Source organism: Paenibacillus sp. NPDC093718 (assembly GCF_050279985.1).
GTDB lineage: Bacteria > Bacillota > Bacilli > Paenibacillales > Paenibacillaceae > Paenibacillus_AQ.
The window spans coordinates 688,278-702,107 of sequence record NZ_JBNNUS010000001.1; the positions used below are offsets into that span (position 1 = coordinate 688,278).

17 protein-coding genes are annotated in these 13,830 nt (G+C 44.9%); all 17 read right to left on the minus strand.

Annotation, left to right across the window (positions count from 1 at the left end; genetic code table 11):
• Nucleotides 1-32: 32 nt before the first annotated feature.
• Entirely contained in the window at nucleotides 33-431 is a 399-nt protein-coding gene (locus tag ACQKPA_RS03405) for a DUF1801 domain-containing protein (RefSeq protein WP_427489378.1), read from the minus strand.
• Nucleotides 432-493: 62 nt separating this feature from the next.
• On the minus strand, nucleotides 494-1,267 hold the full coding sequence (locus tag ACQKPA_RS03410; RefSeq protein ID WP_427489380.1) for a class I SAM-dependent methyltransferase: 774 nt from the start codon (nucleotides 1,265-1,267) through the stop codon (nucleotides 494-496).
• Nucleotides 1,268-1,347: 80 nt separating this feature from the next.
• Nucleotides 1,348-2,166: a hypothetical protein gene (locus ACQKPA_RS03415; protein ID WP_427489382.1), complete on the minus strand. Its 819-nt coding sequence runs from the start codon at nucleotides 2,164-2,166 to the stop codon at nucleotides 1,348-1,350.
• 181 nt (nucleotides 2,167-2,347) lie between these two features.
• Nucleotides 2,348-2,716, minus strand: coding sequence for a hypothetical protein (locus ACQKPA_RS03420; protein ID WP_427489384.1), 369 nt, complete (start codon nucleotides 2,714-2,716; stop codon nucleotides 2,348-2,350).
• Nucleotides 2,717-2,745: 29 nt separating this feature from the next.
• Entirely contained in the window at nucleotides 2,746-3,414 is a 669-nt protein-coding gene (locus ACQKPA_RS03425; RefSeq protein ID WP_427489386.1) for an ATP-binding cassette domain-containing protein, read from the minus strand.
• Nucleotides 3,415-3,428: 14 nt separating this feature from the next.
• Entirely contained in the window at nucleotides 3,429-4,814 is a 1,386-nt protein-coding gene (locus ACQKPA_RS03430; protein WP_427489388.1) for an ABC transporter permease, read from the minus strand.
• A gap of 88 nt (nucleotides 4,815-4,902) precedes the next feature.
• Entirely contained in the window at nucleotides 4,903-5,991 is a 1,089-nt protein-coding gene (locus ACQKPA_RS03435; RefSeq protein ID WP_427489390.1) for a sensor histidine kinase, read from the minus strand.
• On the minus strand, nucleotides 5,988-6,665 hold the full coding sequence (locus ACQKPA_RS03440; RefSeq protein WP_427489392.1) for a response regulator transcription factor: 678 nt from the start codon (nucleotides 6,663-6,665) through the stop codon (nucleotides 5,988-5,990). Before ACQKPA_RS03440 ends, ACQKPA_RS03435 begins: the two co-directional genes overlap by 4 nt.
• Nucleotides 6,666-6,802: 137 nt before the next feature.
• Nucleotides 6,803-7,081 (minus strand): hypothetical protein, encoded by a 279-nt coding sequence (locus tag ACQKPA_RS03445; RefSeq protein WP_427489394.1) that lies wholly within the window; start codon nucleotides 7,079-7,081, stop codon nucleotides 6,803-6,805.
• A 173-nt stretch (nucleotides 7,082-7,254) separates the two neighbouring features.
• On the minus strand, nucleotides 7,255-7,800 hold the full coding sequence (locus ACQKPA_RS03450) for an NUDIX hydrolase (RefSeq protein ID WP_427489396.1): 546 nt from the start codon (nucleotides 7,798-7,800) through the stop codon (nucleotides 7,255-7,257).
• A 32-nt stretch (nucleotides 7,801-7,832) separates the two neighbouring features.
• Nucleotides 7,833-8,315, minus strand: a complete 483-nt coding sequence (locus ACQKPA_RS03455) for an 8-oxo-dGTP diphosphatase (protein ID WP_427489398.1) — start codon at nucleotides 8,313-8,315, stop codon at nucleotides 7,833-7,835.
• A 71-nt stretch (nucleotides 8,316-8,386) separates the two neighbouring features.
• A complete protein-coding gene (locus ACQKPA_RS03460) occupies nucleotides 8,387-8,959 on the minus strand; it encodes a hypothetical protein (protein WP_427489400.1) in 573 nt (190 codons plus the stop codon).
• Nucleotides 8,960-9,390: 431 nt separating this feature from the next.
• Nucleotides 9,391-9,849, minus strand: a complete 459-nt coding sequence (locus ACQKPA_RS03465; protein ID WP_427489402.1) for a DUF4830 domain-containing protein — start codon at nucleotides 9,847-9,849, stop codon at nucleotides 9,391-9,393.
• Between the two features lie 110 nt (nucleotides 9,850-9,959).
• Complete coding sequence (locus ACQKPA_RS03470) at nucleotides 9,960-11,072, minus strand: Gfo/Idh/MocA family protein (RefSeq protein WP_427489404.1); 1,113 nt, start codon at nucleotides 11,070-11,072, stop codon at nucleotides 9,960-9,962.
• Nucleotides 11,073-11,186: 114 nt separating this feature from the next.
• Nucleotides 11,187-12,077: a serine hydrolase domain-containing protein gene (locus ACQKPA_RS03475; protein WP_427489406.1), complete on the minus strand. Its 891-nt coding sequence runs from the start codon at nucleotides 12,075-12,077 to the stop codon at nucleotides 11,187-11,189.
• A 77-nt stretch (nucleotides 12,078-12,154) separates the two neighbouring features.
• The gene (locus tag ACQKPA_RS03480; RefSeq protein ID WP_427489408.1) at nucleotides 12,155-12,955 is read right to left on the minus strand and encodes a class I SAM-dependent methyltransferase; all 801 of its coding nucleotides are present in this window, start codon (nucleotides 12,953-12,955) and stop codon (nucleotides 12,155-12,157) included.
• A 170-nt stretch (nucleotides 12,956-13,125) separates the two neighbouring features.
• Nucleotides 13,126-13,788 carry a 3'-5' exonuclease gene (locus ACQKPA_RS03485; protein ID WP_427489410.1) on the minus strand — a complete coding sequence of 221 codons (663 nt, stop codon included), beginning with the start codon at nucleotides 13,786-13,788 and terminating at the stop codon, nucleotides 13,126-13,128.
• Between the last annotated feature and the right edge of the window lie 42 nt (nucleotides 13,789-13,830).

Consider the following 13,830-nt stretch of genomic DNA (forward strand, 5'->3'; position numbering starts at 1 on the left):
ATAGCACTAAACGACAATATGTTACTCCCCGTTTAACCCTTACTCGTCACTTCAATCCATCGAACGATGACTTCCTTTAATTGTTCTTTCTTCTCCTCAAGATCGTTTAAATTGAATATTTTCACGATTGCCCGATCATTAGAGGCCCATTCCAATAGAGCATCCTCAGGCATAGCTCCCTTGATGTCATGATTTTGAACTTTTGGCCCACAATGAAAAATGATGCGAAAGAAGCCTTTCCCCTGCAAATTCAAAGTAATCCGGTCTTCGCCCTGAACGCAGAAGCTGGGTGCATTCCATTTAATCTGCTCGGTTATTTGATCATCGACGCTTAATATGAAGCTTCTTACTTCCTCAATTTCAGCCTTTAGTGGATGCTCAAGATGGTGAAGATACTCCACGACTTGTTCATGACCTGATAATTTGGCCATCTATAGTCCTCCTTATATATGATGGGATTCGAAGAAACTCATTTTGCCTAGGTGGATTTCTTTCATGATTTCCTTGCGGTCAAGATCGGCTGATAGAAGCCCGATTCCGAAGGCATATGCCACATGATATCGGTAAATCCCGCTTCCTCCAATTGTGTGCTTAACTCCGATCTCAATAAAGCTCTGTAGGATGTGCTGTTGACTTGAGTCTTCCATGACCCGTCAATCTCTTGCACAATAAATTGGTTGGTTATATAGTGATGCCCGGCTTCAGCCCAATCCCACACTTGAAAAACGATCCGTTTTCCTTCATCCATAACTCGGGGCAACGTGGCACGCTGTCGATCCTGCAGGATCTCGTCATAGTCCCTAATGGACAATACAAGCAAGCCTTGGTTTCCAAGTTTGGCATACAGATTGCTGCATGCTTCTCTTAAATCCTCATCAGTCAATAGATGGGGAATCGCATTGTCAGCAGACAAGACGACATCGAATTGTCCAGGAACATCCTTATCCAGTGTCCTGAAATCCGCGACGCCAAAATGAACTTGAACCCCCAACTTGTCTGCTTCCTTTTTGGCTCGTTCAATGGATTTGGGACTAAGATCCGTAGCCGTTACGTTAAAATGATGCTGCGCTATTCCCAAAGCCTGTGTTCCTATTCCACATGATGCATCCAGGAGATGAATCGGACCCTCGTGTTCCACTGCGTGTAACGAACGAATAAATCGATTGAAGAAATCACCCTGCCATTGAACCGCCTCATACCAATCCTTAAATATCAAATGATATGTGTCCGCAAGATCTTCATAAAAATCCAAGCTGGTGTCCTTCAACACAATCTCCTCCTATGAACAAAACATGTTTTTATACAAGTAATGTTAATAACGGTAACCATGTCATAAATCTTCTTTTCTCATGATTTATCCATTATGGTGGATGGACTTCTCCAAAAGTTTTGCGGGTTTCTACTAATTTGTACGCTTTGATGTTCAGGTATTTCTCTCATCAGTTCAATTGGAGTAAAGTGTTCCGGCAATAAGGCACAATAATCTTTTTCCATACGAGCTTCATAATTGTACTCACTATCAACAGGGCCATAAAACCAAAACATATTTTTGGCCATATAACCTTTATAAAAAATGCTCCAGTCCGTCTCAGTCGATTCACCATTAACCCAAACGGGCTGATTGGAAGAAAGGCGTTCTCGAAACTCTTCTAAACTAAGAGGAATTCTACTATCATCGGTAAGATAGCAATTCCACGAACCATCCATACAGACCCACTTGTTAAGCTTATTTGAGTAAACAAGTGTTACAACATGGCTATCCGAATCATATGCATCGTATGATCTACAATGAACTCTGCGAGAATGGAACCCTAGGCTCAAGAATACTTCATTCAATACAGTAGCAATCACATAGCAATTCATCTGGATAGGTTCTGAATCTGAAAGCCCCAAGACATGTAATGCATTAACTTGCTCCGGCGGCCTAATGTTTCCATGCGGAAGGCGTTCATTCACCCATTGCGTTAGATTTTTAATTTGAGATAGCTCATCTCCAGTTCCTGCTACCTTTTCCAAATGATATTTTTCTCTCAAATGAATCAAATTCTCGTGTGAGCTAGATTGATAGCCAAACACTATAGGCTCCTCTTCAGCCTCAACTTCATATTCTGTTAATTGTAAGAGCTGAAGATAATGTTCATGAAATTCCTTCATATACCCAAACAAGAATATCGCCTCAATTCCAAATAGAAGAATTTTCCTTTCCTCTATAATAGATGATTTGTGCTCGGGAAGGAACCAAAAAGAACCTCCAATTGGGGAGGTTCTTTTTGGTTCCTTTTACTCCGGACTCACGATTGACCCAGAATCCATCCTTGGCCCTGTACTTCTCAAGTCCACGCTTCTACTAATTCTGATTATTCCGGAACCACTCCTCAAAATCTTCCCCTTCCGATTCAACGGATCGATCATTTGAGGGAGTTGAGCCCGCCTGCTGCCGTGAGAAGGTAACATGGCTTGCTTGACCCGTAACATTCTTCTGCAGCATCCAACCGAGAGTCCCCATGATCACGGCATACAACACATACTGTGCACTGTTCGTCATATAGAAGTTCACAATATCATACTCGCTTCCACTCACGCTGATCTGATTCTGTTCCATCATGCTGGAAATGTAGCCGTGCGACTCCACCGCTGCCCAAGCCGCATACAGCGTTAACAAGCCGGCAAGAACGTACAGAATGATGCTGAAGCCATGTATTTTCTTTTTGCTCATATAGGTTCAGCCTTTCTATATAAACTTAATTAAGATTTGATATACAGTAATTTTCCTTCCGAGAGTCCCCACACCTCGTCTGCTACCGATGTGACTTTTTTGGAATGGGTAACGATAATGACGCATTTTCCATGTTCATGTGCAAGGGACATCAGAATATTCAATACTTCGGCTTCCGTATCCCGATCCAAATTCCCGGTCGGCTCATCGGCAATGACAACATCCGGATTGTGCGACAAAGCACGTGCAATGCCGACGCGCTGCTGCTCTCCCCCCGACAGCTTCAATATTCGGCGATCTGCCGTTTCCCGGTTGATCCCCACTTTTTCCAGAAGCGAATAGGCAAACGCCTTTTTGTCCTTTTCCTTGCTGCCGCTTATATTCATGGACAGCACAATGTTCTCGACGGCCGTCGCCGTAGTGAGCAGATTAAAGCTTTGAAAAATAACGCCGATGCTCTTCGCTCGGTAATAGTCGCGGTCAAGGGACTTCAGACTGTCTCCTTTATACAGAATCTCCCCGTTTGCACATACGTCCAGACCGGACAGGAGTGACAGCAGGGTGGATTTGCCGGAACCGGATTTTCCTACAATGGTGTACACTTTGCCGTTCTCAAAAGCCACATTGACGTTTTTCAAAACAAGCTGCTTTGCACCCTCATAGCGATACGATACATTCTGTAAGGCTAATACACTCATGATTCATGCGCCTCCTAATTCCGTTCCATCAAAATTTTGATGGGTTCGTATTTCGTAATTCGGCTGATGCTCATAATGCTGGACACCGCTGCCAGCAGCAGTGCGATAAGCGCGATTTGAAAAAGGGTATCCATTCCCAGCCCGACATCGATTTCACTGATCGGCGGGGTTGTTACATTGCTCATATTGCTCTGTCCCCCGACCATCAGAAATTTACCGGGGCCGCTTGCGGCTTTTGTCTGTTCCGCGGCTTCGATCTGATTCTGCAGAATGGTGTTGGCTGTCGGCTGGGACAGTGCACTTCCAACGGCCAGCCCTACTATAAGGCAGACTGCCGTAATCATAAGCGCCTCGCTGATAAGCCCTGCAGCGACTTTGCCTTTTTTCATACCCATCGCCCGCAGAACCCCGATCTCATATTTCCGCTCCCTGATCGTTATGGAAGACAGCAGCGCAAGGATGATGGAGCCCAGAATAATCACGACGATCATAAAAGTCAGGAAGATTCCCTTCATCGCTTCGACCGGACCGACAACCTTGGCATAGCTTTCCTCATCAGTACTTACCGTATAGGAACTCGGAAGCCCTTTATCACGCAGCTCCTTTTCGAAATCAGGCAATAGATCCGGACTCTTCAGAAAATAAGTGGCCTGAATGTTGACAGCACCCGCTGCCGCTTGGTCGTCCCCCATCACCGTATCAAAGCTCGTCAAAATTTCATTGCGGCGGTTCATGAAACTCATCTCCATCGGCATGTCCCCGTATTCTGCAGTGGAGTCCAGATAGATTCCGGTAACGAGCAATGTATACGGATTGCCCTCGCCCATCACACTGTTCACCTCAATCGTGTCTCCGACCGAGATATCGTTTATCTCTGCAAACTCTTTGCTTACGATACTTTCATTGGGCTCCTTATACATTTCGCCTTCCGTGATGGATCTCTGTCCATCCGAGAATTCGGCAAGGGTCTCCAGGTTAGAATTTCCCACAAGTTTCATCGTTGGATTTCCTTTGGACGCTCCGCCAGGCCCTTGAAGCTTGATATTTCCGCCCTTTGGATCGTTATCCTGATCCACCGCTTTGACGGTATCACTGACACTCGGCACGATGGCGGAAAAGGTGCTTTGACTCAGGTATTCGGATTCCGCAAATTCCAAATATTGCTCCGATGTGACTTTTTCGTAATCTGGCCCCTTGCTGTACATTTGCTCCAAATCGGGAGCCAAGCTAACTTTGGAGCCAAACTGTGTTTTATAGTCGTCAATGATCCTGCCTGACGTGTTGTTGATAATCAGCGAGATGACGGTCGCAATGATGATGACCAGGACGATGATCCCCATCAGCAGGTTTCGTCCTTTGTTACGGCCGATGTTTTTCATGGCATGTTGAAAGATGTACATGGTTATCCTCCCTTTTGTTATTGGCCTAAGATGCAGCGAACCGGTTCAATGCATCCCTATGGACAATCCCATTCTAACGAATGCCATGTTAATCTAATGTTAAGGCCTCAGGGAAAATCATATAAAATGTAGTGCCTCTAGCACCTCTGTTCTCTACCCAGCACAGCCCGGCACAGAGCTCGCACACATGGCGTACCAGACTAAGCCCGATACCGTAGCCGTCTTTCTTGAGTTTGCCAACCCGATACTGGTAATCGAACAGCTTCTCCTGCTCCGCTTCGTCTATGCCCTCTCCTCCATCGGAGACCGCTATAATCACGCTGCCCTTCCTGTTGCATACCGACACATGGATTTCACTGTTCCCGCCATACTTCACCGCATTGGACACCAGATTGGTGACAGCCCGGCATATCCAGAGCTCCCGCCCTATTATGGTGTTGTTGGCATCGTCATCAAAATCAAAATGGATGTTCGGGTGCAGCCTCCGATATTCATCACATACATTAGCGCACAGAAGGGCTGTATCGACCAATTCCATGGTCGTATTTTCTTTGGAGGCACTCAATGTCAAAATATCGTCGAGGCTGTCCGTAACCTTATCCACCTCTTCCGTCAGTTCCCCATGGTCTGAAAGCTGCAATTTGGCTCGGAGCAAGGAAAGGATATTCTTCTGCTCATGCGTCACGTAAGCACTAAGCCGGACGTAATCCAGAGTGTACGCTTCAAATTTACTCTTAATCTCTTGATATGCTTTAACAATGGCAGGATGCTGCTCCATGATGATATGTTCCTCGTCCATGCTGCTTAATTGCTTGGCTAATAGGAGGGCCTGTTTCTCATGCTGGACCTTCAGAATTTTGGACAATACCCAGGTCCCTGTTACGAGTATGCCTACAAGACATAGAATCAAGATAGGAATATGCTGAAGCAGCGCTCCCACATAATAATCCTCCAGGTTTCTCTTGTTGATGATGGACGGCTTCAGATCGAAGAAGGACATGCCGTCAAAACTCCCGTTTTGAATGAGCATTGTCACTTTGTTCATGTTCATCATAAATAAATATTTGGGCAGATTGGACTCGGGGACCGTAATGGAGCTAATGAATAAAATGAATGCAAGAATCAGACAGGCCGTCACCGTAAGGGAATAATACAGAAGAACTCGGCTGACTTTCATCGAGGTTGTCCGCATAACTGATACCCGTTCCCTTTCATGGTAACCAGCAGCCCCTGTCCACCTTGCAGCGTTAATTTCTTACGCAAATTCGCAATATGCACCCTTAGCACCGACGAGAACGGGTCAAAAAACTCATCGTACACATGCTCCGCAATGTCCTCGCTGGATACGATATCCGGGCTTCGGCTAGCTAAATACTCCAATATATCAAATTCCTTGGCGGACAATGCGATCTCCATTCCATCTATGTAGGCCTTCCGTGTACGGGGACAAATTCGAATGCGGCCGATATCAATCTCATTCTTCGTTCGCCCATAATAGCGGCGGATGACGGCTTGAATCCGGGCTTCAAGCTCGACAAAATCAAAAGGTTTGATGATATAATCATCGGCCCCCGTGTTTAATCCCAGTGCCCTCTGAACGACTTCATCCCGTGCCGTAACAATAACGATGGGCGTGTCGATATGCTGTTCCCGTAGAAAGGAGAGGATCTCCATCCCGTCTTTGTCAGGCAAATTCAAATCAAGTAAAATAGCATCATACCGGTTGGCAAACCCTTTATCTTCACCTTCAAGCCCATGGTTGGCAACATCGACATGAAACCCGCTTTTTTCAAGCCCGGCTTTCATGACATAGGATAATTCCCGATCATCTTCAATTATTAGCAGACGCATCTCTTCTACCACCTCCCCATCATTATACGGTTGCCAATGTTAAATTTACGTTAAGAGGACCTTAAGAGAAACTTATTGCTGTCATAAAAAAAGACTCTGGAGCATCGGCGCTCCAGAGTCTATGAGATGGCATGGTTTTATTCGAAAATAATAGGAATAAGCACCGTAATCAACAGGGTCAGAACCATAAATGAAACAGAAAAAATAGAATACCCCGATTTCTTTCGAAACCATACTAACCCGATCAAAATGGCAATGAGGGGCAACCCGAGTAAAAAATACAAGATGTATTTCATAGTAATGCTGCCTGCTAGATAGTTCATGTAGATTATAATGCCGATAGGAATCCAGATCACTGCAAGCAAGAGTCCGTAGGAGGTGGGGACCAACGCTTTATGAAGTAATTTGTTCATCATGTTTTTATCTCCGGGATTGATGTTTTATATTTCCGGTTCATTCCTTCGTCCTCGCGGCTCTTTAATCGTTCAATATACCAGGGATGGGTTTACCACCTATTGGTAATTATTACCACAATCCGACCTCCTGTTTAGGTCGAGTCATGTAGTGTTCAGTATTTTTTCTAATGCGATTAAATCGCAATTCCCTCTCCCCGATACTGATTTAACAACGCCTCTCTCATCGCTTCATCCGTTTCAATCGAGACACTGATCTGAATCGGGGTTTGTTCGACGAGCTTACCGTCCTTATATGTACAGCGATGATCGTAGCAATTCGGATCATATAGGATAAGTTCGAGCGAACCCGGTATATTAGCTGCAATTCCAGCATTTTCCCCGTCGGTTATCCAGCTCACTGGTTTCCAATCCAATATTCCTTCAGCTGTCGTGATCGGAGTAGGGTAGCTGTAATCCTCAGGCACCTCTACTAGATATAAATACATACCACCCGTAATCGAGCCGTTGACGGACCAAGTCACTACGCCTTTAAAGGTTAGACTGTAGTCTTGTATATTTGTCTCTTCCTCCAGTTCACGCAACATTGAGTCTCGCGGGGTTTCATTCGCCTCCAGCTTGCCTCCCACGCCATTCCAGCACCCCATCCAGGGCGGGGATTTACGATTCAACAATAAAACCTCATCACCGCGCCGAACAAAACAAATATTGTATTTGATCATCTGATAATGGTCCCTCCTCTGGATCGTTGCCCTTATCTTAAGCTTCTGATCTTCTCTTCGATTGGCTTCTGTCCATCCTCATCCCAGACAATAGAGATTTCAAAAGTCCCTTCTTCAAAGAATAGGGGAAATCTTCGTTTAAACCAGGGCTGCATAGGTAGATCCATTGCTTCATCAATCGGTACCCAAACGAGCTCACCTTCCGGTGGATCCGCTAACAGCTTACCTTCAAAAGAGTCCGCCAAATAATTAAACACCATGTAACGATAGTTTGTCTGAGGAACCACATACTCATCTAATCCTTTGTACACCAGGTTTTTCACGATCAGTCCTGTCTCCTCAAAAACCTCACGCACAGCACCTTCTGAAATGCTCTCAGGAAACTCCACTTTTCCTCCTGGACCAAGATATCCGGGAAAACCCAGCTTGTCTGGGCGATTGATTAATAACACTTTATCATCTTTTTGGATCAGGCACATTGTGTACATGCCATAAGTTATAGGGGGGCTAGACATTCATTTTCCTCCATCCTGCAGCTGTAAGCTTGCGTTAGACAAACGACCTTTCTTATACAGGTGTATAGCTGCTACTCCCTCGAATACAAGAGTGCTCCGCCCGACCCTAGAATAACGAAATGTTGACCAGACGGCGAGAAACCACTTTTTATTTTTCCATCCAGCCGGTTCAAATCGATCATCGAGGCGTTTTTGAGATATTCATAGTTAGGGACAAACACCTGATCCAATACGACGGCAGCCCTTGGCCACCATGGGTGAATAACTTCCAGCATCCAGCCATCGTTCGTCACGTGAATCCCGTCTCCAGACTCAAATCCAAATATCGCAATCTCCTGTCCGCTCTGCGGAATACGAAAACTCAAGTAGTTCTCGCTAATATGATCTTCGGTTACTTCAGAATCCCGCTCTCTGTGAATCAAGGTTCCTGACTTGGCCTGCGTAATACTGTATCCATTGCTGCTGATCAGAACCAGGTTCTCATCGGTATCCCACCCGCACGCAATACACCCCGCAGCTGGAATGATAACCTCGTGACGCCAAGGATGTGGTGGTTTCGTAGGTTCTTTGGCTTGTGCCTGGTGCAGCAAATCGATCTCAAACTTCGTTCTGATTTCTTTTTTTGAATGTTTAAAAGGGTTCATGTCATACTCCCAATTGATTGTATTAAGTCGAATACGCTCCCAGATTCCTTCTCTACTGGTTTAGCAAGGCTAACCTCACTCAATAAAAAAACAATATCATTGTTTAGGATGATGATTTATCTCTTGTATTTTTGTGTTAAGCTCATCCAATGAACGCTGCATGCGCTCCATCCTTCTCAGAGCAGAATACTGATTGCTGATTATCCCGGCCAAGCCAACTATCATAACGATAATAATCAAACTGATCATATGTAGAATGCTTCCTTTCGTTCTTAGATTGATCTCTAAAAACACTTGTTGTCAGGTAACATCGAAGCGTGCACCCATTCTTCAAAACTACTAAACATCACGGTCTTCGGCCATTCCGCCGACTCTTCATGTTTCCAGGTTAAATGCACCTGCGCATACGATCCTGCAATACAGCACAACATTTACGAAGACGGGCTACTACCTAACTCCTTGCGATGAAGAATAGGATTCATATCACTTTGTTCGATGTGCAATGTTCCATCAGCTTGTTCTGCCTCATAATTAAATACCAAATACCCTCCAATAATTTCCTTGCCTGACTCTAGTATATATCCTACAATCTGATTGTACGTCATTGTTTTCTCTTGCAGGATATACCCTGTCTCTGTAACTTCTTGATCCAAATATCGGGTCAAATCCACATCACCCAATTCTTTAATGTCTTTCACATGCGACTTAAAGGATTGTAAAGTATGAGCAGCGTATTTTGTTTCGGACGCAAATCTATCAATGCCCCATCCGTATTTCTCCAAGTAGTTGATATGCTGTTCTTTATGGATTTCTACGACGACTTCATCATCCTCTCTATTACAACCAACAAAGATTACTAACATGAGAATGAATAATAACTTTAATTTCAATTCTCCGGTCCTTTCCTACATCAGGATTATGTATCTAAATGAGAAGCCTTTGCCATGGTTGGGCCGGACAAATAGGCTCTACCCATTTCGCATCCTCCTCTTAATTCCTCCTATATAAAACGACTACGAGTATCCCATATGTGCGGGTCCAATTTTATTGCTGGCGTGAAAGTTGTTGTCAATGAGTACCGCTCCCCGGATTCCGCGGATTGATAGGCGCCGAACAGAATCTCATGCACGTGCAGCTGCTGTTGCGCAGACTGGACGGGCGGTTCACCCGTACGAAGGCAGCGAACAAAATGGGCAATAACACTCTCATCACGTTGTTCCGTAATTCGATGATACGGTACATAACAGTTATCATTCCCCCGCCAATTGACTGGCTCCGCATCTGGAATGGCATCTCCTAATGTGTGAACAACCAAAGGATATCCACCGTCATTCAGAGCTATAGTGCCTTTTCGACCGTAGATCAGCGTATTATTCTGCTTGAAGGACATTCCCCATAACGAGCGAACAACGGCATGTTGCCCGCCTGCGAATTGAAGGATGAGAGTCGCATTATCATCCACGTCGCTATTCACTTTCTTACCACCGCCAACGATGCGATTAGGAATCAGCGTGTTGACTTCAGCCAGCACACTTTTAGCGGGGCCCAACAAACCGATCAGACGGCTAACGGGATAAGCCAGGCAATCCAATACCGCACCTCCATGCGCTACAGATTTATCATAATACCAGTTATCGCGCCATGGGCCGGGAAGGGAAAGTTGTGCTTCCGCTCCTGTGATTTTTCCAATGTATCGTTCATCCATGTAATCGGCAGCAGCTAGAAAGACGGGATTCAAGTCAAAAGGCAGGCTCATAAAAATAAGCCCCTTCTCCTCTGCCAACGTAACCATACGTTTACAATCTTCGAATGTGGTCGCCATCGGCTTCTCGTTCAGAACAGGCACTCCCCGCTCCAGCGCAGCCAGCACCGGCTCAGCATGCATGGAATGAGGGGTTGTAACTACTACGCCATCCAGATCTTCTCGTTCCAGCATGAGTCGATAATCAGCATACCATCCGGGAATTCCAAATGCCGCCGCCTTCTTCTCCGCATTCTCCAAATGTCTGGAGTATGTTGCTACAATCTGCACGTCTTCAAGCATTGCCGCCTGTTCAAAATAACGATTGCTGACATGGCCGCTGCCGATCATGCCAAGCTTAATCTTTTTCATGGACATCACCTGTATCTAAGATTTGGACGATCAGGAGCAGCGCGTGCAACTGCGCGTGTATCTGTCATTGTGATATGACCGGTTTATAGTTGCATTCACTATCAGCTCTACCTTTTATAACCGCAAGCACTCGTATAATGTTTCATTAAACATGGTCTGATCTTCACTATAATTCTCCGTATATTTGTTCAGCATCCGAACCCCAACCGCATTGAACTCAGGGATAACTACGCAATGACAGCCGGCGGCTCCGGAAGCATAAAACCATTTTTCTTGATAATACCATCCAAAAACCCGGTGTTGATCCTGAGTCTCAGCCCTTAATTGGTTAATTAAACGAAATACTTCACTGGATAGGAGTTGTTGGTTATGAACGGTTCCCTGACATAGATGCAGATATCCCCACATCGCCAAATCTTTAGCGCTGGCATACAAATTCCGGTCGCAGCCTTCATCGGATTCTATTCGAATGGATGCATACCCATCCGCAGCTTGAAAATCACATACCAATCGAGCTTCCGGCACAGACACCCACTCCGAATGGTTCAACTCCAGTGGTTTAAATACTCGGTCTGTTATTAATTGAGCGATCGTCTTGCCTGTTATCGCTTTTATTAGTTTTCCTGCGACTTCCTCGCGTTCGATTCGCTGGGGGCCAAAGTACTTCGCATTGGTTTTGGTGGCTAAATCTCGGATGGTCACGCCCTTTAAATCGCTTATCGCCATATCCTTAACGATATCAGAGACAACCGTATCGATGGAGATGTTCCCTTCTGTAACCGCTATGGCTGTTGCCATGCCAACGTATGACTTTCTGATTGAATATAGATTAAACATCGAATCCCTGGTTACCGGCAATGCACCACGCTTAAAATGATGCTGACCAGAATACCATTCCGTTACGACTTGACCATCTTGAATGATGAACAAAGCGGAGGCAGAAGCACCATACTTCTCCTGAGAAGTTTGTGTATATGATATTAGTTTCTCGAAAGGATTGCTCATAAAAACTCCCCTTTAAACATCATAACCCGGCCTTTAGAACGTAGGTCGGGTCATATGTTGTCTGTTATTCTGTTATATTATTTCGTTGCATAGATCGATAACCATTGAGGAAGCGCTGCAAGCGGGTTCAATTTCCAGTTACGGAAATCTTCCAGCTCTTGATCAGACAAACGACTAGCCTCGGCTTTGGATTCATCCACCCAGAACCTACCGTCCATTGCGAACATTTCTTCCATATGTTTAACGTTAAAACCGGATGACATCATGGCATTCAAAATATCTTGAATACGCCACTTATACGTGGGTATTTCTCCAAAAGGCCCTGTGGAGTCATATGGATTCACCACATGGATCTTATCTGTAGAGCCGGTTCCAAATGGGCGCATAAATGGATGAATATCATACATGATGTAAGCCCCATTAGGTTTAAGAACTCGATGGATTTGGGTATACATCGAATTCAAATCATGAATCCATACATGGACCCCATTCGATGTGTAGACAAAATCATATTCATTGCTCTTGATGCTGCTCAGCTTCATGGTATTGTCACAGATGAACTCAACATCCCATCCATATCTCTGTGCTATAACTGAGCTGTTCTCGAGCTGTCGTTCCGAAATGTCACATGAAGTGACCTGAGCCCCCATGAGATGAAAAGCAAACACGGCATGATTATCTCCGCTTGAAGGAACACATATCCGTTTGCCCCGCAGGTCTGGGAATGCCTTCATGATCATCGAGAATGTTATAGGATGAAACGCGGAATCAGGTTGTTTTATGATGTTGGCAATGACCTCTTCGGTTCGATATCCTACGTACCACGAGTCTGACCATTCGTCCCAAGATCTTTTCACGATATCCGTTTGTCCCTTCATCTTGCAACCTCCCTGCCTGCCAAACGCAAGCGTATTCACAATTAAACATTCATATCGGCTATTATGCTACAACCTACGCCTGACAGGATATGGAGAATTTATATGTAATTGAACTCTACCACAGAGAACAAATAAAAGCTTAGCCCTATGCTCCTTACGTCAATAATCCCTTAAACCAAGGGCGTTATCTGGAACCTTTTGACCACAACCTCTTCTTTGAAATGAATATCATGTAAATTCCTCGCCTGAAACTCCTCTAATATGCTTAAAAAAAATCGACCAATCAATATACTGTCACCTAGCGCATCATGCCGCTTTTGGTCCCGATCATTCACCTTATAGTACTTTATCAAATAATCAGTTGATATAATGCAGTCGATCTCTGGATGCAAATAAGAGAATAGGGCTTTGGTATCCAAGCAGCATATGTTCATCATGGGAAGGCCAAATCTGTTGCATTCGGCCCGCAATAGTGGCAAATCAAATTCATAGCCTGCATGTGTCACCAACACGCAATCCTTCATAAATTCGACAAAACCGCTATAAACCTCGTCAAATCTGGGAGCACGCTCTACATTTATGTTATAAATACCGGTAAAACGCTCAACAGCTTCAGGAATGGGCTTTAGAGGCTGAACATACGAATTGAAGGTTTGGGATTCCTGAACGATACCGTTCTCAATGATAACGGCACCCACCTGCGTAATATGTTCCGTTTCATGGTGGATGCCCGTCGATTCCAAATCAAATACACAGTACCTTTGTTTCAAAATTTCGTTGACTTCCAAGCCGGAAACGGCATATTCCAAATCGGATAAAAAGCGAATCTCCACCCCTTATCCCCCTCCAATTTATTGTGAAGTCATCTGATATGC

Excerpts from the sequence above, each read along its gene's own strand:
- ACQKPA_RS03405 (WP_427489378.1), bottom strand. The coding sequence starts at position 431 with ATGGCCAAATTATCAGGTCATGAACAAGTCGTGGAGTATCTTCACCAT.
- ACQKPA_RS03470 (WP_427489404.1), bottom strand. The coding sequence starts at position 11,072 with ATGAAAAAGATTAAGCTTGGCATGATCGGCAGCGGCCATGTCAGCAAT.
- ACQKPA_RS03430 (WP_427489388.1), bottom strand. The coding sequence starts at position 4,814 with ATGTACATCTTTCAACATGCCATGAAAAACATCGGCCGTAACAAAGGA.
- ACQKPA_RS03425 (WP_427489386.1), bottom strand. The coding sequence starts at position 3,414 with ATGAGTGTATTAGCCTTACAGAATGTATCGTATCGCTATGAGGGTGCA.
- ACQKPA_RS03480 (WP_427489408.1), bottom strand. The coding sequence starts at position 12,955 with ATGAAGGGACAAACGGATATCGTGAAAAGATCTTGGGACGAATGGTCA.
- ACQKPA_RS03435 (WP_427489390.1), bottom strand. The coding sequence starts at position 5,991 with ATGAAAGTCAGCCGAGTTCTTCTGTATTATTCCCTTACGGTGACGGCC.
- ACQKPA_RS03445 (WP_427489394.1), bottom strand. The coding sequence starts at position 7,081 with ATGATGAACAAATTACTTCATAAAGCGTTGGTCCCCACCTCCTACGGA.
- ACQKPA_RS03475 (WP_427489406.1), bottom strand. The coding sequence starts at position 12,077 with ATGAGCAATCCTTTCGAGAAACTAATATCATATACACAAACTTCTCAG.
- ACQKPA_RS03450 (WP_427489396.1), bottom strand. The coding sequence starts at position 7,800 with ATGATCAAATACAATATTTGTTTTGTTCGGCGCGGTGATGAGGTTTTA.
- ACQKPA_RS03440 (WP_427489392.1), bottom strand. The coding sequence starts at position 6,665 with ATGCGTCTGCTAATAATTGAAGATGATCGGGAATTATCCTATGTCATG.
- ACQKPA_RS03460 (WP_427489400.1), bottom strand. The coding sequence starts at position 8,959 with ATGAACCCTTTTAAACATTCAAAAAAAGAAATCAGAACGAAGTTTGAG.
- ACQKPA_RS03420 (WP_427489384.1), bottom strand. The coding sequence starts at position 2,716 with ATGAGCAAAAAGAAAATACATGGCTTCAGCATCATTCTGTACGTTCTT.
- ACQKPA_RS03455 (WP_427489398.1), bottom strand. The coding sequence starts at position 8,315 with ATGTCTAGCCCCCCTATAACTTATGGCATGTACACAATGTGCCTGATC.